The sequence below is a fragment of the Belliella aquatica genome (genome assembly GCF_014637795.1).
Classification (GTDB): domain Bacteria; phylum Bacteroidota; class Bacteroidia; order Cytophagales; family Cyclobacteriaceae; genus Belliella; species Belliella aquatica.
The window spans coordinates 48075-69067 of sequence record NZ_BMFD01000003.1; the positions used below are offsets into that span (position 1 = coordinate 48075).

Genomic DNA, 20993 nt, shown 5'->3' on the forward strand with positions numbered 1-20993 from the left:
TGAGAGATCAAAAATAAAATGAAAAGCTGGGCAATTATTGTCCAGCTTTTTTTATTGCTCAAAAATAATCAGTCGCCCATCAGAAAGCTGAAGACTGGCTTTTGAAACACAAGTTGAATCTGAAGAAAAAGTTAATGTATGTGCAAGTGACCTAGTGGGAGTTCTGAAAATCTCCCATGTTTCTACGCCAGAGCTTGCGATTACTTGCCCTTCTTCTATACAGACATTTTGATATAGCCTTGGAGTGATTTGTGTCATTTTTAATGGTCTTCCCGTGATGTTTCTGCCTTCAAGATTTCCGGAGCTCGTAAAACTTATTAAAGTATCATTGATTATTTCTAGTCTATGATCGTATGATCCTGAGATTTTTGTGCTATTCTGAAACTCATCTACAATCAATAGATCCATAAAATTTTCCTGCCATAGATTTGAGGAGCTGATTGATGCTGATTTTGTAAATCTACGGTTCCCTTTAATTTCAAAATCCTTAATTTTATAATTTTCATAAGACAAGAGGACTTCTTGATCTATCAAGTTTATCGTGTTGAAATCTAAAACGAGATTGCCACTTCTATTTAATTTTTGACTTGGGCAATTCGAGTTATCAGTAAATTGAAGTTCAACTTTTTTTTCATTCTCATCAATCAAAATCGTAGGGCAGCCCGGTAAAGAGTCAGTTTGAGCATTCTGATATTCCTCAAAACTGAGAAAAACATACCTCAGACTTTCTTCCAATGCCAATGAAGTTTTAAATATTTCATTCGCTTCTACCTGAAGATTTGTGGTAATATTCCTTTCAATATCATTGGCACAAGCGTTAAGCAAAAGAAGGGGAACGATTATAAAAATATTGTTTTTCATTAGTCGGTTTAGTTTTGCGAATTTAGTCTCTTTGATACATTAAAAAAAATGATGCCAAAAGGTCTTAAGTTTCTTTCTTTTCTATTTTGGAATCGATATCTTATTCACTTAAATCCAAAAAATCAATGAGCTATACAGAAGGAATGTTAAAAGATGGTGCACTGAAAGGTAAAACCATTATAGTTACAGGCGGTGGTACCGGACTTGGTAAATCTATGGGATTATATTTTTTAAAATTAGGAGCCAATTTGGTCATTACATCAAGGAAACTGGATGTACTACAAGAGACTGCCAAAGAAATGGAAAAAGAAACGGGTGGGAAAGTTCTCGCTGTCGCCTGTGATGTGCGAGAGATTGATCAGGTTGAAAAATTATTTGATGAGGCTGATGCCATTTTTGGAAAAGTAGATTGTGTGTTGAACAATGCTGCTGGAAATTTTATCAGTCCAACAGAAAGGCTTTCTACCAATGCTTTTCATACGGTTATTGATATTGTATTGAAGGGTACGGCTAATGTCACTATGACTGCTGGAAAAAGATGGATCGCAGCTAAGCAAGCAGGGACTTTTCTCAATATTGTCACCACTTACGCATGGACAGGTTCAGGATATGTAGTGCCTAGTGCGGCGGCTAAAGCAGGAGTGCTTGCGATGACTAGGTCCTTGGCAGTGGAATGGGCAAAGTATAATATTCGAACAAATGCAATTGCTCCTGGCCCTTTTCCAACAGAAGGCGCCTGGAGTAGGCTTTTACCTGGCGATTTGGTAAAGAAATTTGATCCAGCTAAGAAAGTTCCTGTTGGTCGAGTTGGAGAACATCAAGAGTTAGCTAATTTGGCTGCATATCTAATGTCTGATTATTCAGCTTATGTCAATGGAGAGGTAGTCACGATTGACGGAGGAGAATGGCTCCAAGGAGCTGGTGAATTCAATAATCTGGAGGCAATTCCTCAAGAAATGTGGGACATGCTGGAGGCTTCTAGGGGAAAAAAGCAATGAGCCCCAAACTACTTTGGGGCTATTTGAAGGCGAAATGGAAGATTAGAAATCTTTGAATAAGCAAAAAATCAGTTGAAAGACTGATTTTTTGCATTTAGGAGCTTCCTTCATAAGCTTTTGAGATATGAAAAATAAGATCGATTATAATGATTGTTTTATAATCCTGCTATGATATAATATATTGGAAAACCGACAGTAATGTTTATTGGGAAAGTAACAGCGAGTGCCATTGGAAGAAAAAGACCCGGATTGGCTTTTGGAACAGCTATCTTCATCGCAGCAGGGACTGCAATGTACGAAGCTGAGGCTGCTAAAATCGCAAACATAAACCTGTCGCCAGTATTGTTAGTAATGAGTTGGCTCAACAAAGCGGTTAAAGAACCATTGATTAGAGGAATTATAATAGCAAACACTACAAGTGATTTTCCTGAATCTAAAAATGCTTTCAACTTTTTACCGCTAGAAATTCCCATATCTAAAAGGAAAATTGCTAGAAACCCCTTAAAAATATCCGTAGTAAAAGGCTTTATCCCTTCAGCTTCATGGTCATTTGCCAAAAAACCTATCAGAAGACTTCCCAATATCATCACGACTGAACCATTGGTGAAAGCATGACTGATTACTTTTTTGAGTTTGACTTCCAAAACGTTTTTAGAGCCATAGATTTTGATTAGTAACATCCCTATAATGATGGCTGGAGCTTCCATTAGTGCCATAATAGCTACCATATAGCCGCTGAATTCAATTTCTTGTATCTCAAGAAAAGTGACAGCTGTCACGAATGTCACTGCACTTACAGATCCATAAGCTGCGGCTATTGCTCCGGCATTTTCTATGCCTACCTTTTTTCTGATAATGAAAAAAGAATAAATGGGAATCAGAGAAGCGATTAAAATCCCAAAGAGAACAGACCAAATGATGACTAAATCAAATTCACTGTGCGCAAGTTCTTGCCCACCCTTAAAACCAATGGAAAAAAGTAAATATAATGAGATGAATTTGGAAGAATTAGCGGGTATTTCTAAGTCACTTTTTAGGCGAACTGCTATGATTCCAAGTATAAAAAAAAGTAGAGCGGGGTTGGTGAGGTTATCTACTAGGAGTTGTAAGTTCATGCTAGTATGCTAGGCTGATTTAAATTGAAAGAGCTTAGTTTATTTGCCTTTGGCTGTATCAGCGTTCCATTTATCTCTATTTTCTTGTTTTCAATGGTTTCTTTTAGGAGATCGCTTTTGTGGATATTTGCCGAAACTTCCTTAATCATAAGTGATGCAAGATGGATTGTCATCTGATGTTTGGAATCCATGCTCTTAATTTGGGGTTCATTTTCTGAAAGGAGTTTTTTCAGGGTATTCTGCACAGGATATTCTAAGTTTTTATTTTCAGAAAGCACTTCATGGATAAACCTGCAATCAGTATTTTGAACCAAATGTATTGCCTCTATTTTTTCCTTAATGATGATTCTCGTGAGAGCATCAGCAAATTTCTCGTCTTGAAAGTTTAGGTACCCTCCCATCCCTGTCATATAGAGATGTGATCCAGTAAATGTTTTTTTGATTAAAGCTTCGCTTTGGCTAAAAGGACAAACAAGGAATAAGATTTTTTTCATGATTTCTGTTTCTTTATTTAAATGCAAATTTGATGTGTGAATCCCATATATTTTTATTTATATTTATTATATTATCCATAAAATATATTTATGAATTATACCCTTCATCAATTAATGATTTTTCAAAAAATCACTGAAACGAAAAGTATTACCAAGGCTGCGGAGGAATTACACTTGACTCAACCTGCTGTTTCCATTCAATTAAAAAACCTCCAAGATCAATTTGATATTCCTTTGACAGAAATCGTTGGAAGGAAACTGGTAGTTACAGATTTTGGGTGGGAAATAGCATCAGCGATAGAAAAAATAATCGAAGAGGTTCAAGGGATAAATTATAAGACGGCTGCTTTTAAGGGACTAATGTCTGGTAAACTTAAGATATCGGTCGTGTCTACGGGGAAATATGTAATGCCGTATTTTTTATCCAGCTTTCTACAAGAACATCCAGAGGTGGATCTAAAATTAGATGTCACCAATAAGGCTAAAGTCTTAGAAAGTTTATCTGCTAATGAAGTTGATTTCGCTTTGGTTTCTATTCTCCCTGAGCAGATGCAAGTTGATGGAGTTAAGTTGATGCCAAATCAACTCTTCTTGGTTGGGAATCGAGATTTTATTTTTAAAAATAATGAATATGATGAAGGCTTTCTTGAAGAGCTAACCTTGATTTACAGAGAAGAGGGATCAGGAACGAGGTTGTCTATGGAAAAATACCTGAGTAGTAAAAATGTATCAATAAGGAAAAAAATAGAGTTAACATCCAATGAAGCGGTCAAACAAGCTGTTTTGGCAGGAATGGGTTGTTCTATCATGCCTTTGATTGGGATCAAAGATGAGATTAAGTCTGGAGAACTGAAGATTATTCCTATGGAAGGATTTCCATTAAATACTCAATGGAATCTGATTTATTTACGGGGCAGGAAATTTTCTCCTGTGGCTAAAATGTACTTAAATTATTTGATTGAACACAAAGATGAATTAATTCGAAAACATTTTGCTTGGAATTTGTAACTACTTATCCTCTTTAAAAACTGGAGCTTTCTTGTAAGGGAGTACAATCGTGTTGTCCCAGTTTGCGATTACTTTATGAATATTATATTCATTTAGTGAAGAAGTTTCGACGATGTGCCATTTTGAATTTCCTTCTAATCCTACTGCAATTAAATGACTTTCAGAAGTGACCGTTCCCCCAGGTACTTTGCTAACTGTCACAATAGGAATCAAAACATGGGTTTCCAATTTGGTTTTAGCTTGTTTTATTTCTTGTTTTATTTTGTAGTCTTGGAGAATTATTCCCTTTGATCTTTGATTATTATGGATTTTTGAAAGCGTCGCTCGCATACTTTCTCTTCCCCCAGCTTGCTCGATCAAATCGGGTAAAGTCAAGTTCAGTAAGGTTTCATAATCATCACACATTTTGGCTGTAAAATATGCTTCTGTTGCATCGAGGGCACCTTGTTCTGTTTGGCAAAATGAGTTCGATGAAATTGAAAAGCCTATCAATAAGATCGTTAATGTGAGTAATGGTTTTTTCATAAAATTGGGATGATTTTTCAATGTTTAAATATATTGAAAAATTAAATTTTGTGGCAATTTTGGTGAAAAGAAGCAGAGAATAATTAATTATTGCTTTATATGATAATCATTAAAGTTTTATAACTACTATGCTACTTAAGCAATCATTATTGAATTTAAATAGGAGAAAGTTATTAACCATGTAAAAAATATACAGGCAATCCCCTTTTATAACGACATGCTTAATCTTAAAAAACAAAGGAATATAAACTCCCACAAAAATTCTATACATTTACCAATCAAAACCTTCGTACATTTGAAGCGTAAATATCCAACGTGAAGTCAACCATCAAAATAGCGCTGCTTGTATTCTATGTGTTTTTCAACGCAGGGCTAAGCTATTCCATGCATTTTTGTGGAGATGACTTCAAAAGAATTAACGTTTTAACAGATTATAAATCCTGCTGTGAGTCTTCTATACCAATGCCAGATTGTTGTGGTGATGTCTCCAGTCTAGAACTTCCAAATACTGATCAGCAAATTTCAGATGTTTATAACCTTCAAGCAATTGGGATTGACCTTTTGGTTTCGGATTTTCAGTATGAATTATTGCCTTTTGATTTTAAATTATCAGAGATCATAGCTTTCGCTGATTCGTCTCCTCCAATACTTCAAAACACACCGATTTATATTTTTTATCAAGTCTTTTTGATTTGATTTTTTCGTGTTTTAAAAGGTTAAATCGTAATACTCCTTTTTAACCTTTGGTTTCCCAATAGTTCAATCATTCAATTAAGTCCGTCGTATATATTTTAAGCTCGACTTTAAGGACATCTTATAAGTTTGATCCTTTATTCAATTCACAAATTATATCATAGTATATACAAGTGTTTGATTAATAGTTAATTTAGAAGATTAGTAAATTACACAAAGCATTAAAAACATGCTCAACAAAATCATCAAGTTTTTTCTCGAAAACAAACTAGTTACAGTGATTCTCCTCGCTCTTGTGGTAGCGTGGGGGATTGTGACTGCACCATTTAATTGGAATACTGGATTCTTACCTAATGATCCTGTTCCAGTGGACGCTATTCCTGATATCGGTGAAAACCAGCAAATTGTCTTCACTGATTGGATGGGTCGTTCTCCGCAGGATGTGGAGGATCAGATTACCTATCCGTTAACCACCTCTTTATTAGGCTTGCCAGGTGTTAAGTCTATCAGAAGTACTTCCATGTTTGGTTTTTCATCCATTTACATCATTTTTGATGAGGATGTTGAATTTTACTGGAGCCGTTCTCGGATTCTGGAAAAGCTCAACTCTTTATCTTCTGATTTGCTACCCGAGGGCGTTCAACCCAAATTAGGTCCTGATGCTACCGGATTAGGTCAGGTGTATTTTTATACATTAGAAGGAAGAGACGAAAAAGGTAATCCTGCCGGTGGTTGGGATTTACACGAACTCAGAAGTATTCAAGATTATTATGTGCGTTATGGTCTAGCCGGCACAGAAGGCGTCGCCGAAGTGGCAAGTATTGGAGGACATGTCAAAGAGTATCAAGTAGATCTTGACCCTGTTGCTATGAAGGCTCACAATGTCTCTATGATGCAAGTCATGAACGCCATCAAACAATCTAATTTGGATATTGGTGCCAATACCATGGAGATCAATCAGGTGGAGTTTATCGTCCGTGGTCTTGGCTATGTGAAGTCTTTGGAAGACATTGAGCAGGCTGTAGTCAAAGTGAATGACAATATTCCATTGCGCATCAAGGATATTGCAAAAGTCAATATCGGGCCTGCAAGTCGTGCCGAGAGAGCCATTTTGGATAAAGGAGGAGCAGAAGCTGTCGGTGGTGTGGTAGTAGCTCGCTATGGAGATAATCCACTACAGGTTATTGATGCAATTAAAGGCAAGATAGATGAAATTTCTCCTGGTTTACCTTCCAAGACTTTGGAAGATGGCACAGTTTCAAAAGTGACCATTGTACCTTTTTATGATCGTTCTGGTCTTATTAAAGAGACTTTGAGCACTTTGAATGAGGCAATTAGCCTTCAGATTCTCATCACTATTATCGTAATTATGGTGATGGTTTATAACCTTAGAGCTTCGTTATTAATTTCAGCACTATTACCATTAGCGGTATTGATGTGTTTTATCATGATGAAATATGTCGGAGTAGATGCTAATATTGTTGCCCTTTCTGGTATCGCTATTGCCATCGGAACCATGGTGGATTTGGGAATTATTCTGAATGAAAATATTCTACGCCACCTGGAAGAATCAGATGATAAAAAAATGAAACTGCAAATTATTTATGAAGCCACGTCAGAGGTAAGTTCAGCGATTCTTACTGCTGTGATGACTACTATTGTAAGTTTTTTGCCAGTATTCACACTACAAGCAGCCGAGGGCAAACTGTTTGGACCTTTGGCTTATACCAAAACTTTCGCCTTGATAGCGGCTTTGATCTTTACATTGGTCTTTATGCCAGCTTTCGCACACTGGGTCTTTGGGACAAAAATAAAATCCAAGAATTACAGAACCATTCTGAATGTATCAATGGCTATTGCTGGTTTTATTCTCCTGTTTTATTTCCCTTGGGCAGGATGGGTTTTGTTGGCATTTGCAGCCAATCAGTTGATTCATCATTTCTTCCCTCAGCATACCAAAGAAGGTAAATTCAAAACACAGATTTCTATGCTTATAGCAGTTGTGTCGGTTTCAGTACTTTTGGCTGTAGAATGGAGACCACTTGGCTTGACGCAATCAGTTTTGGTAAATTTTCTCTTTATCAGTCTTGTGTTGGGTTTTGTGTTGGGCTTGTTTTCACTTTTTATCCGCTTTTATTCTCATATGCTAAAATGGTGCTTGGAACATGCAAGGATTTTCTTCCTACTTCCTGTTTTGATCATTCTTTTTGCGGTGAATATTTGGTTGGGCTTCAATGCCGTGTTTGGATTTATCGCTAAAGGCTTTGATCAAGTGGGTTGGAATATCAGAACCACTTCGGCTTGGTCAGGACTTGTTCATGCTTTACCGGGAATGGGCAAGGAATTTATGCCTGCTTTGAATGAAGGATCATTTTTATTGATGCCTACATCCATGCCACATTCAGGTGTAGAGGCCAATATGCAAATTGTGAAACAATTGGATATGTTGGTACAGGCAATTCCTGAGGTGGAAATGGTAGTAGGAAAAGCAGGAAGGGCAGAAAGTCCCCTTGACCCTGCACCCATGTCCATGTATGAAAACATCATCAACTACAAAACGGAATATCTCCAAAATGAAGATGCTAAAAAACTTCGTTTTGAGGTGGATAGAGATGGAAATTATCAAGTGCTTGTCAATGAAAAATACTGGTGGTATGATCGCCGCGATGGAGCCATATGGGATGATGAAGATAATTATATGGATGAAGCTCAAAGAAAGGCAGTGATCAAAAACATTGCTAAGTATTTGGTGACAGATGAAAGAAGAGGTCAATATTTTCGACAGTGGAGGGATGAGATTAAAACTCCAGATGATATTTGGGATGAAATTCAAGTAAGGACTTCCAATATTCCTGGGGTAACCTCACCGCCAAAACTCCAGCCGATCGAAACCCGCTTGGTTATGTTGCAGACAGGCATGCGTGCACCTATGGGGATGAAAGTCTATGGGCCAGATTTGGAAACCATTGAAAATTTTAGTCTCAAACTAGAGTCTTTATTGAAGGAAGTGGCTTCTGTGAAAGCCGAGGCTGTTTTTGCTGACCGTTCATTGGGTAAACCATATATGGAAATTGATCTGGATAGAACTCAGTTGGGGCGATACGGACTCAATATTGCTGATGTACAGGAATTTATAGAAGTAGCTATTGGAGGGATGAAACTGAGTACTACCGTTGAAGGTCGGGAACGGTACGCTATTCGGGCTAGATATGCCAGAGAATACAGAGATGACCCTGAGGCTTTAAGACGTATTTTGGTAAGTACACCTACAGGTGCGCAAATACCTTTAGGGCAATTGGCAGACATCAATTATCGCCCCGGACCTATGATGATTAGAGGTGAAAATACCTTCTTGGTAGGCTATGTATTGTTTGACAAAAGAGATGGCTTTGCTGAAGGCACGGTGGTTGACAACGCCAAGGATTTTATTTTACAAAAAATAAACTCAGGTGAATTAGAAGTGCCTGCAGGGGTTTCTTATACTTTCTCTGGAAGTTACGAAAATCAGATTCGAGCAGAGAAGCGTCTGGCCATTGTAATTCCACTTTCATTGGCTGTGATTTTCTTGATTTTATACTTCCAGTTCAGGTCAACTGCCATGGTTTTGATGATTTTCTCAGCCATTGCCATGGCATTTTCAGGAGGATTCTTGATGCTTTGGCTATATGGTCAGGGTTGGTTCTTTGATTTCAATTTTATGGGGACCAACATGCGTGAACTCTTCCAAATGCGGACCTTCAATCTTTCAGTAGCTGCTTGGGTAGGGTTTATAGCCCTCTTTGGTATCGCTACAGATGATGGCGTGGTTATGGGGACATACCTCAAACAGAGTTTTGAGAAATTTCAGCCTGAAAATGTAAAAGAAGTTAGAAAAGCTGTTTTAGAAGCAGGTTTGAAAAGGGTAAGACCTTGCTTGATGACCTCAGCTACAACTTTGCTTGCTCTATTACCAGTTCTTACAAGTTCAGGCAGAGGTTCCGATATTATGATCCCTATGGCTATACCAGCTTTTGGGGGAATGACAGTAGCATTGATTTCATTATTTATTGTCCCTGTACTTTATGGGAAGTATCAGGAATTTAAAATTAAAAGGAATTGATATGAAAGGTTTTAACCAAATTGATAAGATAATTGGCTATTTCTCTAAATTCATTTTGAAAAATGGGAATAATGTCCAAAAAGCTCTCTTCGTATTGACTATGATGTTAAGTATTAATGGGAATTCCCAAACATTAGATCAGTACTTGGAAGAAGCTACAGAAAATAACCCAGGAATTCAATCTTCCTTTAATCAGTACCAAGCTAGCCTTGAAAAAATAAATCAGGTTAGTTTAGATAATCCACAATTAAACATTGGAGTCTTTACCAGGCCAATGGAGTTGTTGATGGGAAATCAGCGGGCGGAGGCATCGATAATGCAGATGTTTCCTTGGTTTGGAATGCTGAAAACGCAAAGGGATGAAGTTACTCTAATGGCCGAAGCTAAATACGAGGAATTTCGGCAGCAGCGTAACCTTTTGCTCTATCAAGTAAAGGAGACCTATTTCCAAATGCAGCAATTGCAAAATACAATTGAAATCACGGAGTCCAATTTGGACATCTTGAAATCACTGGAAAAGTTGGCGATCATCCGATACCAAGGTGGAAATACAACTGATGCAGTATCATCTGTTTCTTCCGCAATCCAAAGACCTTCCAGAAGAAGCTCGGGAGGGACTGAAGATAGTATGGGAATGAGTAGTGGCGGATCTAGCAGTGCTTCGGGAATGAATCAATCTTCCGGAAGTGGCTCTTCTATGTCCAGTATGGGTTCTGGATCTGGATCAGGAAAGCTGACAGATGTCCTTAGACTTCAGGTTCAGATCAAGGCTTTGGAAAGTGACCTTCACCAGCTGGAGGTAGATAAGAGGCCGTTAATGGTTCGTTTCAACCAACTTTTGGGTAGGGACAAAAACGAACTGGTAAATATTGAAACAGATATTTCCACCCAAAAAGATATAGGTTGGGAAATCACCATGCTAGAGCAGATTTTACAAACCAATCCTATGTTGCTCATGCTTGAAAAGGAAGGACTAGCTTATCAAAAGCAGGGAGAAATGGCTAAGTTGGAAGGTAAGCCTATGTTTGGTTTAGGTGTGAACTACATGATTCTATCTTCGAGGCCTGAAATGGGTGTGCCTGGCGGAATGAATGGGATGGACTATATGCCTGCAGGAATGGGTAACAATATGGTGATGCCAATGGCAACCGTCAGCCTCCCGATTTACCGAAAAAAATACAAAGCCATGCAAACTGAATCAAAGCTTTATTGGGAAGCCAACGAAAGACAAAAGGAGGATCTTCAAAGAAATCTAGAAACTGAGTTTGAAAATATCCTAGCCTCACTCAAGGATGCGGAAAGGAAAATTAATCTCTTGAACGAGCAAATCGAACTCACCGAACAAACTATGGAATTGTCGGTCACATCTTATGCCACCGAGGGAAGCTCTTTTGAAGAGATTCTTAATATTCAAAGAGAGCTACTACAATTTAGACTAGATGCTTTGAATACTAGGATTGAAAGGGAACTTGCTTTTGCTAAGATTGAGACGCTAGTAGGATTTTGAATATATAAAATTTAAGACGCTATACACCAGATGCAAGTACCGAGAGTAGAGACAAGTCTCAAATTTCATGTCTTACATCTTAGACCTAAGAAAAAATGAAACAAAGAAATAACATACTTATCATCATTATCGGCTGCCTATTTTTTGGCGCTGTGGCGGGTTGGGTGATCCGTGGAGGTGGGGAAGAACACCCTGCCGAAGAACATACACATCTTGATGAAGATGGAGTGGAATATACCTGCTCGATGCATCCTCAAATACGTCAAAATGAACCTGGCCAATGCCCACTTTGTGGTATGGCCCTCACACCTGTGAGTAGTAAAAAAAGTGGAGAATCCAGTCCTTATGTACTTGAAATAACTCCTGAGGCTGTTGCGCTTTCGAATGTGCAGACAACTAGAGTCAAATCAGGTTCTGGTTCTGGAAAACTTACCCTGACGGGGAAAATCCAAGCTAATGAGCAGCGTATTAAAAGCCTTACAGCAAATTATGCTGGAAGAGTCGATCAATTATTTATCAATTTCACTGGACAGGAAGTTCAAAAAGGTCAAAAGTTAGCAACGCTTTACTCTCCAGAATTAGTCAACGCTCAAAAGGAACTCTTAGAAACAGCTAAAATCAAGGATCGACAGCCTGCACTTTACGAGGCTACGAAAGAAAAATTAAGATTATGGAGAATCTCAGACAAGCAAATCGCTGCAATCGAGAGTTCTGGTCAAGTGAATACTCAATTTGATGTTTTTGCAGATGTTGCGGGAGTTGTCATAACTAGAAATATTGCGGTAGGCGATTTTGTGAGCAGGGGGTCTGCCCTTTTCGAAGTTGTGGATCTTAGCAATGTGTGGGTGATGTTGGATGCTTACGAATCAGATTTGGGTGCAATTAGTAAAGGTGATGATTTAAGTTTTCAAGTATCAGCGTATCCTGGTAGAGATTTTAAAGCAAAAGTGACTTATATCGATCCTGTTCTTAATCCCGATACACGGACAGTTGGCATACGAGCAGAGGCGGTAAACCGTAATTTTGAGTTGAAGCCCGAGATGTTTGTTTCAGCTAATATTTCGACTTCTCAAGCTGGTCAGTCTGGTTTGATGATTCCTAAAACAGCTATTCTGTGGACAGGTCCACGGTCTGTTGTTTATGTTCAAAAAGGGAATCTCGAAGCACCAGCATTTGAAATGCGTGAGATCGAGATAGGTGGTAGAGTGGGAGAGGACTATCTTATTTTATCTGGTTTGGAAGAAGGAGAAGAAGTGGTAAGTAATGGAGTGTTTGCCATAGATGCTGCTGCACAGTTGAGTGGTAATTACAGCATGATGACCAGACCTGAGGTGAAGACCTTAGAAACACCTGAAGCATTTAGACAGCAGTTGACTGCATTTGTTCAGAGCTATCTGCCTATTAAGGAAGCTTTAGTGAAAACAGATGTGAAGGCTACTCAATCCACCATCAACCCTGCTAAATCTAGTTTGAGCAAAGTGGATATGAAGCTATTAGAAAGCAAAGCTCACGATATCTGGATGGATTTGTTAAGACCTATACAAAACAGTTTGGACAAAATTGCCCAGACAAATGATGTGGAGGAGCAAAGAAAGCATTTTGAAACACTTTCTGACAACCTGATTGAAGCAGTTGAGTATTTCGGAGTAGTGGAAAACACTGTTTATAGACAATATTGTCCGATGGCTTTTAAAGATCAAGGGGCGTATTGGTTGAGTAGTGAAAAGGAAATTCGAAACCCTTATTTTGGTGATAAAATGTTGACTTGTGGTGAAGTAAAAGAAACTTATCAACCAGGGAAAAGAGTGACTTCGGAATCTGGAAATAAACCAGATATACCCGTGGGGCATAATCATTAATCTTTAAATGAAATAGGGTGGGGATACAGTAGAAATACAATGGAAATAGGTTGAAATATTGTAGAAATAAAATAGAAATATATTGGAAATACGGTTGAAATAGAGGTTAGGTCAAAGCTTAGATTTCGATGATTTACCTTTGTCCTATTTAAGGGGTTTAATCGCTAAACTCAGTTAAGAGTTTGAATTATCCCGAAGCATATTTCAATTATATTTCACGAAGTATATTTCAACTTTATTTCACTTCCCCTATTTCTCCGAAGGTATATATCAATCTTATTTCACGAAGTATATTATTATAAAAAGTAAACAATCAAACTTAAAAATATGAAAACCAAAAATTATCTAATCATCCTTTCATCATTGATCATCCTTTCCTGTTCTTCAAATAAAGAAGAGGGAAAAGTAGAGGATTCAAACGGACATGCAAATCATGACCATGCAGCAACATCAGAAACAGCAACCTCTAAGAGTCCTAGGACTTCGGCTATGGCTAATATCGGTTCTAATCACGTTCATTTGGACTATTCTGCTCCGAGTGTTAGAGGAAGGCAAGTATTTGGAGGCTTAGTGGCTTTAGATGAGGTTTGGGTTACGGGAGCACATTCAGCCACCAATATTTCTTTCAATGAAGATTTGATTATTGAGGGAGAATTGGTTTCAGCTGGAAAATATGCGCTATTTACGATACCAAGGGAAACTGGCTGGACTGTTATCTTGAATTCAAATTATGAGCAACATCTAGCAGATGATTATGATGAATCATTGGATGTGATAAGATTTGAGACTGAAAATATCCAACCGGAAGAAATGATTGAACAATTGAGATTTGACGTGATCCAATCAAGTTCAAAAAAAGGGGAATTAAAATTTAGTTGGGAAAACAAGGGCTTTGTTTTAAACCTAGAAACCAAAAATTAATCTGATTTATCTGAATTAAAGGCACTAGAGGAGTGAATGCTTTCTTGAAGGGCAATGTCCAATTTGAAAGCTTCCTCCTTGAGTAATGCAATTAATTCAGGTACTTCTTCAGGGATTTGTGTTGGTTGAATGACCTCTAATATGCCCATAATATTTGCTAATTTTGATCTCATCAGATGGGACTGATTGAAAGTAAGTTCTTTTAGAAATTGATTTTGTTTTTCTAATATAACCTCCGATTTTTTCTTTTCCGAAACATCAAAAAAGCATCCAACCATACTTAAAGGTTTGCCTTCATTACTCCATTTAATCACCTTTCCATAGCAAATCGACCAGATTTCTTTTCCTATCAGTGTTCTAACTCTCATTTCACTATGAAACGGGATTTTTCCAAAACTTGTAAAATGGTGATCAAGTTGTTGAAAAACTTTTTGTTGGTCTTGGTGATGAATGTGTTTTTTCCATTTCACTTCATTCTTTTTCTTAACATCATAATCATAGCCTAGCATAGTTCTTAGTGATACACTGAGGACATCATTATCATTTTCAATATCCCAAATCCAAAACCCAATCAAATTATCTTCAAAAAGACCTTCCATGATTTCATTTTTGATTTGATGTTCATAAATAAAATCAGGAAACTCTATAGTTTTCTCGTTATTTTTTAAAATATCATGACCAATTCCATTTATAAAGAGCTCTTGTTCATTTCCAGAATCAATTGAAAATTCCCAGCGTGTCCAGTGAAAATCAGAACCATCTTCATTGATTTTCCTTAGATCCATATTGAAATTTCTTAGGCCCCCGTCTAGTGTTTTTTTCAGTAGCTTTTGATAATTTAGAAAATCATTCGGAAATAGTATCTCACTAAAGATTTGTCCAATTAGCGAATTTTCAAATAAAGATAATTGACTGTGGAATTTAGAATTGGTTTCTAATACCCTACTCTGAGCATCAAGTCTGATGAAGTAAAAATAATTGGAGGTCATAATTGAGGAATTGGTATATCCAATCATATCTATTTCTGTATTCATTGTTCAAAAATAATAGTTAAATTAATAATTTATTAACAAAAAGCAAAAATATTAATTTGAAATACATTTAAATTGATTTGAAAATTTTAAATATAAATAATTAAATATGGAATTGTCACATCCCTTGAATAGAAAAGAGTTTGGTTCAACTGAAAACTTAGGAAATGTTTTGTCTGAGTCAGAAGCTATGGAGTTATTGGAAGATTGGGTGAAAAATGACAAACTTCTATTTCATATGCGGCAAGTGGGTCATTTGATGAAACGATTTGCAGAATTAAAGGAATATGAAGATGAAGTTCAGCATATATGGTATTTGGCGGGCTTACTTCATGATGCCGATTGGGATCAATGGCCTGACGATCATTGTAGAAAAATCATCGAGGAGCTAGAGTCTCGAAAAATTGACCCAAGAATTATTAAGGCGATTGCAAGTCATGGTCCTAGATACTTTGGTGTAGAACCAGAATCTGAAATGGATAAAATGCTTTATGCTTTTGACGAAATATCAGGTTTTGTCCATGCGTATTCCCTAATGCGACCTCAGGGATATGAAGGGATGGAAATCAAAGGGGTAAAAAAGAGACTTAAGGACAAAAGTTTTGCGGCGCAGGTGAGCAGAGATGATATAACTGATGCTTCTGAAAGGGCAGAGATTTCAGTCGAAGAATTGATTCAATTTGTAATAGAAAATCAGTTGCGGTCATAAAAAAATAGGGACTATTCGTCCCTATCTTCTTCATATTGTTTAAGCTCTATTTCTTCTTCTTCTTCCTGATCGAAAGCATCTTCCTCTACTGGCTGATTGATCTTTCTCACTTCTTCTCTACGTTCTTGATCAGCTTTTACTTCACTAAGAGGTTTTAGATTTGCGCCCGGCTGTGGAAGTAATTCTTCATCATCTTTTTCATATGGGAAAATCTCGACTATTGGACTTTCAGTAACTTCAGGAACTCTAAAAGTTACCAACATATTATTTAGACTTTCAAATATTCTTTCAAAAGCTTCTTTCACGTCATGTGCAGTAACAAGCATGAATTGGGTCACTTTTTTTTCCTTTCCGCTATCAGCGTCTGTGACAATATATGTTATTTTACATTTGTGCCAGATGTCAATGTCCTCGTAGAAGAATACGTCTACGATATTACTTTTACTTATATTGGTCACTTGAAAATCTCCACGAATGACAGAGCCAAGCATGTCGTATATCCTTGCTTCTGCCTCAGTAAACGATACGGCGTCAACTAAATATTGCTCGGAAACATTTTTAAGTAAACCTTCTTCATTTTCCTTGGCATACTTTACTTTACACAAGAACCAAACTCTCATAATTTCAATTTTTATTTTGCTTGCGAAGGTAATGTTAATTGCCATAAGCCACAATCAAATAATCGATTTCTGATTGCCTTTTTTTCTAATTCAAAATCAAGGGTCATTTTAATCTCCTCTGCTTCAAAATGAAGTTGGTCTTGATTGTCTGAATAAAATTGCTGTATATTACTTCTGCATTTCAAACTATGTGGAAAAACGTATATTATAGCTTTCCGATACAACTATTTTTTCTTCATTTGAAGAAAAATATCCCCTTGCTGCTGCTATGGGCTGTCTTGACTTTGATTATTTTACAAAGTTTTGGGACTGTTTTGGGTATTCCATATTTGTTTCTTGATCCTGAATATCTGAATGAAGTGTCATGGAAAGGGTTCTTTTTGATGGGGATTGCTTTTGGAATATTTACAATGGCTTTTCACATGACTACTTACATTTTGGATGGAGCTAAATTCAAGTTTTTAGCAGTGATTCCTAGGCCATTTATTCAGTTTTGTATCAATAATGGCATTATTCCCTTGGCTTTTTATACGGTTTATTTATACAGTTTTATAAATTTTCAACTTGATAATGAGCACGATGACAAGTTTGAAGTTTTTGAATATTTCCTTGGGTTTGCAGGAGGTTCAATTCTGATTTATGCCATCATATTCAGCTATTTTGCATTGACAAACAAAGATTTGTTTGTGATTTTTGCAGATTCTGTGGAGAAAAGGCTAAGAAAGACAAGAATTCCTAGAGCAAATATGCTCAATAGAATTAAAGAAAGTAAAAAGGCTAATAATAAGGTTTTATTCTATTTGGACATTAGAAGTGGTTTTGAGCCTGTCAGAATGGATTTAGCGAGGTTTGAAGGACAACAACTTTTAAGAGTTTTTGATCAAAATCACCTGAATCTTATTATCATACAATCAGTTCTGATCATTTTAATTTTGTTTTTGGGTTTTTTTAGGGAATATCCGATTTTACAGATTCCTGCTGCAATGAGTGCAACTTTACTTTTTGCAATCATCATGATGTTGGTTGGTGCATTAGCGTTTTGGTTGCGAGAGTGGCTCGCTCCTGTGATCATTATTGCTTTATTGATTTTCAATTTCCTATCCAAATCAGCTCTTCTAAATCGTCCTCACACCGCATTTGGGATGGATTACAATTCAAAACCTGCAATATATAATTTAGAAAATCTTCAAAATATATTGCACCCTGATAGTGTTGAAAAAGATAAATCTAATACAATTCAAATTTTAGAAAACTGGAAAGCTAAGTTCCCAACGGAATTAAAACCAAGAATGATCTTTATCACAACGAGTGGAGGTGGGCAAAGAGCTGCTTTGTGGACGATGAATGTTTTACAACATATTGAGGAAGCTAGTCAAGGTCAAGTTTTCAAACATACTCAAATGGTGACTGGTGCATCAGGAGGAGTGGTTGGAGCTGCTTTTTTTCGTGAATTGTATTTAAGACATTTGAAGGATACAGATTTTAATTATCTAGATAAAAAGTATTTAGATCAAATTTCCTCTGATAATCTCAATCCAATTATCTTTACCCTTTTGGTAAATGATCTTTTTATCCGGAATCAATACTACACTTATAATGGCCGTAAATATCTTCAGGACAGGGGTTTTGCATTCGAAAACCAATTAAATATCAATACTAAAGAGATCATGGACAAGCCTCTTAGTGCTTATAAAATACCTGAGTTTGAGAGTCAAATACCAATGCTTCCCATTACGCCGTTGATCACGAATGATGGGAGGAAGTTGTTCATCTCACCCCATTCTATGTCTTATATGGGGATCTCTGCTTCTAGAGCAGAGGGGGTCAAGGAGAAAAGTCAAAGTATTGATTTCATGAGATTTTTTAGAAATCAAGATGCAGAGAATTTGAGGTTTATTAGTGCTTTAAGAATGGGAGCGACTTTTCCCTTTATTACTCCGCATATCCAACTGCCGTCACTGCCACAGATGGAGACAATGGATGCAGGATTATCTGATAATTTTGGAATTCAGGACGCATTGAGATTTTTGTATGTATTTCAAGATTGGATTGAGGAAAACACATCGGGAGTAACCCTGATCACAATTCGAGACTCAGAAAAATTCACAGAAATCGATCAGAAAGTCCTTCCCACGATTTTTCAGAAGTTATCAATTCCACTAAAGAATATTCTGATTAATTGGGATAATATTCAAACCTTGAACAACGAGGTGCTTTACAATCAGTTCAAAGAAAGTATGGATTTCGATATTGAGAAAATAGAATTTGAATATTCGACAAGTCAATTCCTCAGAGACCGAGGACTCACAGATTCGGTGGGAGTGGTTGATCCTAGTGCACAAGAAATTCAAAGAGCTTCTTTGAATTGGAGATTAACAGCTCGGGAAAAGGTGTCAATAATTGATAATATACAAAGCATTTCAAACCAAGCGGCTCTTCAACGAATTAGAGACATTCGATTTTTTGGAGTAAAGAATAAGTAATTTATTCAATCTCGATTTCAGCTTCAAATTTCTCGAGAGCTTCTGGTTTGCCCACTGCATAGACGATATCACCCAACTTCAATTTTTCATCTCCAGTGATTTCCGAGATTGTTGTATTTTTTCGCTTAATGGCTACAATATTCACCCCAAACGTATCTCTGATTCTTGATTCTTTCATTGTTTTATTAATCAGCGTTCCAGAATCTTTTTCCACTTTAAGACTTACAAAATTAATATCTGGCAGATCAACTTTAAATTTAGAATTGATCTCAGTCGATAGGTTACGGAACATCTCATAATTGTGTGATCTCACTTCCGTAGTGAAGTCTTCAATGTCATGTTTTGGGACAAGATATTTATCCAAAACTCTAGTGAAAATCTCAATTGATGTTTCAAATTCCTCTGGGATCACCTCGTTTGCACCAAGATTAAGATTAGCTTCCATTTCACCCAAATAGCGCGTTCTTACAATGATGTATGGATTTTGGGTGATGTGTCTGATGGCAGAGATTATTCTTTTGGTGGCCTCGGGATTGGAAATAGCGATTACAGCTACCCTTGCTTTATGAATATTTACATGTTCTAAAACAGCATCGTTTGCAGCATCACCAAACATGATGGGTTCCCCATTTTTTGATTCTACTTTAACCGTCTCTGGATTTGTCTCTATGATGGAGTAGGGGATTTTAGCTGATTTAGCTGCCTTTGACAGGTTTCTCCCATTGAGTCCATAGCCAATGATTACCAAATGATCTTTCAGCTCTTTGGTGTCAAGTACGATATTAGGTGTACTTTCATTTCCAAATTTTCTATTGAGTCTGCTTGGTAGGGGTAAATTTAAAATTCCACAGGCTATATCTTCTCTTTTTTTCAAGACAAAAGGTGTAATTGTCATTGTCAGAATAGAAATAGCAAGGAAGTACTGATATGTGGTGGGATCAAGTAAGTCGTATTTCAGGCCTTCTTTAGCCAAAAGCAAAGAAAATTCCCCAACTTGGAAAATGGAGAAGGCTACCATAAAAGCTTCTTTGAATCCTTGCCCTATGGCTCTTACTGATATTGCGACAATGATAAATTTTACCACAAATGTCAGTGCAGTAAGTCCAAGTATGACAAAAAGATGTTCGTATAGGAAAGTGATGTCGAAAAGCATTCCCACTGATACAAAGAAGAAACTTAAAAATATCTCTCTAAAGGGAAGTATTTTTCCCGTAGCATGATGACTATAATCAGACTCGCTGATGATCAAACCTGCTAAGAACGCACCCAAACCAAGAGATAACCCTAACAAAGAAGTTACATACGCTACTGCAAAACAAGTGAGAATGATACTTAATAAGAAAAGCTCTTCGCTTCTTGTTTTGGTTACTCTAAATAAAAGTTGTGGAATAATATATTTTGCAGTGACAACTGTAAGTAAGATTACTAAAGCTCCCTTTAATGCTAAGTATAAAAGCGAAAGCAGTACATTATCCGATTCTCCAGCAAGCATTGGAGTGAAGAGCATCAAGGGTACGATAATTACATCCTGAAAGATCAATATCGCAAGCGTAGTTCTCCCAGGAATGGTATTTACTTGACCATACTCTTGGAGTAGCTTGAGCACAATCGCAGTACTACTCAAGGCAAATAGGAAACCGAAAAACACTGCGACATTCCAATCAAAGCCAAAACTGTAAGTAAGCAAAGTCGTAACCCCAATAGTTAATCCGACTTGAAGCGAACCTCCTATAAAAACCGCTTTTTTGATGGAAAGGAGACTTTTCAGTGAAAATTCCATCCCAATTACAAAAAGCAAAAGAATCACTCCGATTTCAGAAAGGACTTCCACCGCTGTCGAGGCATTGACCAAAGACAGCCCATATGGGCCTGCAATTGCTCCCGTAAATAGAAACCCAATAATGGTCGGGATTTTCAATCTCATAAAGAGAAGGATAACCAAAGTAGCCAAACCGAAAATGACTACTATGTCTGACAAAAGTGGGATTTCTACACTGGCAAGCGTGAAGTAATTCATAAAAACAGATTAATTTTCAATTATACGGATGTTAAAAATACAGCTTTTGTAAG

Annotated in this window: 16 protein-coding genes; 9 read left to right on the forward strand and 7 right to left on the reverse strand. The window is 37.0% G+C overall.

Going from position 1 to position 20993, the window contains the following annotated elements; genetic code table 11:
* Positions 1–51: 51 nt before the first annotated feature.
* A complete protein-coding gene (locus IEV57_RS05045) occupies positions 52–861 on the reverse strand; it encodes a hypothetical protein (protein WP_188440297.1) in 810 nt (269 codons plus the stop codon).
* Between the two features lie 125 nt (positions 862–986).
* On the opposite strand from IEV57_RS05045, the gene IEV57_RS05050 reads away from it, so the two are divergent.
* A complete protein-coding gene (locus tag IEV57_RS05050) occupies positions 987–1859 on the forward strand; it encodes an SDR family oxidoreductase (RefSeq protein WP_188440299.1) in 873 nt (290 codons plus the stop codon).
* A gap of 155 nt (positions 1860–2014) precedes the next feature.
* On the opposite strand, the gene IEV57_RS05055 is transcribed toward IEV57_RS05050, so the two are convergent.
* Both IEV57_RS05055 and IEV57_RS05060 read right to left on the reverse strand, forming a co-directional pair.
* On the reverse strand, positions 2015–2974 hold the full coding sequence (locus IEV57_RS05055) for a sodium-dependent bicarbonate transport family permease (protein WP_188440301.1): 960 nt from the start codon (positions 2972–2974) through the stop codon (positions 2015–2017).
* Positions 2971–3468, reverse strand: a complete 498-nt coding sequence (locus IEV57_RS05060) for a hypothetical protein (protein WP_188440303.1) — start codon at positions 3466–3468, stop codon at positions 2971–2973. The genes IEV57_RS05055 and IEV57_RS05060 overlap by 4 nt, the downstream gene beginning before the upstream one ends.
* Before the next feature lie 90 nt (positions 3469–3558).
* Between IEV57_RS05060 and IEV57_RS05065 the strand changes: the two genes are divergently transcribed.
* Positions 3559–4476, forward strand: a complete 918-nt coding sequence (locus IEV57_RS05065) for a LysR family transcriptional regulator (protein ID WP_188440305.1) — start codon at positions 3559–3561, stop codon at positions 4474–4476.
* Here IEV57_RS05065 and IEV57_RS05070 read toward each other — a convergent pair whose 3' ends face one another.
* Positions 4477–5001, reverse strand: coding sequence for a hypothetical protein (locus IEV57_RS05070; RefSeq protein ID WP_188440307.1), 525 nt, complete (start codon positions 4999–5001; stop codon positions 4477–4479). It lies immediately after the preceding gene.
* 315 nt (positions 5002–5316) lie between these two features.
* Between IEV57_RS05070 and IEV57_RS05075 the strand changes: the two genes are divergently transcribed.
* From IEV57_RS05075 to IEV57_RS05095, 5 genes are all read left to right on the forward strand, one after another.
* Entirely contained in the window at positions 5317–5697 is a 381-nt protein-coding gene (locus tag IEV57_RS05075; protein ID WP_188440309.1) for an HYC_CC_PP family protein, read from the forward strand.
* 226 nt (positions 5698–5923) lie between these two features.
* Positions 5924–9793, forward strand: coding sequence for an efflux RND transporter permease subunit (locus IEV57_RS05080; protein ID WP_188440311.1), 3870 nt, complete (start codon positions 5924–5926; stop codon positions 9791–9793).
* A gap of 1 nt (position 9794) precedes the next feature.
* A complete protein-coding gene (locus tag IEV57_RS05085; protein ID WP_188440313.1) occupies positions 9795–11300 on the forward strand; it encodes a TolC family protein in 1506 nt (501 codons plus the stop codon).
* A 95-nt stretch (positions 11301–11395) separates the two neighbouring features.
* A complete protein-coding gene (locus IEV57_RS05090) occupies positions 11396–13159 on the forward strand; it encodes an efflux RND transporter periplasmic adaptor subunit (RefSeq protein ID WP_188440315.1) in 1764 nt (587 codons plus the stop codon).
* A 327-nt stretch (positions 13160–13486) separates the two neighbouring features.
* Positions 13487–14080 carry a DUF2911 domain-containing protein gene (locus tag IEV57_RS05095; RefSeq protein WP_188440317.1) on the forward strand — a complete coding sequence of 198 codons (594 nt, stop codon included), beginning with the start codon at positions 13487–13489 and terminating at the stop codon, positions 14078–14080.
* On the opposite strand, the gene IEV57_RS05100 is transcribed toward IEV57_RS05095, so the two are convergent.
* Complete coding sequence (locus IEV57_RS05100; protein WP_229744237.1) at positions 14077–15114, reverse strand: PAS domain-containing protein; 1038 nt, start codon at positions 15112–15114, stop codon at positions 14077–14079. The genes IEV57_RS05095 and IEV57_RS05100 overlap by 4 nt on opposite strands.
* 106 nt (positions 15115–15220) lie before the next feature.
* Between IEV57_RS05100 and IEV57_RS05105 the strand changes: the two genes are divergently transcribed.
* Positions 15221–15820: an HD domain-containing protein gene (locus IEV57_RS05105; protein WP_188440319.1), complete on the forward strand. Its 600-nt coding sequence runs from the start codon at positions 15221–15223 to the stop codon at positions 15818–15820.
* An 11-nt stretch (positions 15821–15831) separates the two neighbouring features.
* Here the strand turns inward: IEV57_RS05105 and IEV57_RS05110 are convergent, their stop codons facing one another.
* Positions 15832–16440: a DUF4494 domain-containing protein gene (locus IEV57_RS05110; protein ID WP_188440321.1), complete on the reverse strand. Its 609-nt coding sequence runs from the start codon at positions 16438–16440 to the stop codon at positions 15832–15834.
* Positions 16441–16628: 188 nt separating this feature from the next.
* Here IEV57_RS05110 and IEV57_RS05115 point away from each other — a divergent pair, with 188 nt between their 5' ends.
* On the forward strand, positions 16629–18923 hold the full coding sequence (locus tag IEV57_RS05115; protein WP_188440323.1) for a patatin-like phospholipase family protein: 2295 nt from the start codon (positions 16629–16631) through the stop codon (positions 18921–18923).
* 1 nt (position 18924) lies between these two features.
* On the opposite strand, the gene IEV57_RS05120 is transcribed toward IEV57_RS05115, so the two are convergent.
* A complete protein-coding gene (locus IEV57_RS05120) occupies positions 18925–20940 on the reverse strand; it encodes a monovalent cation:proton antiporter family protein (protein WP_188440325.1) in 2016 nt (671 codons plus the stop codon).
* Positions 20941–20993 lie beyond the last annotated feature (53 nt).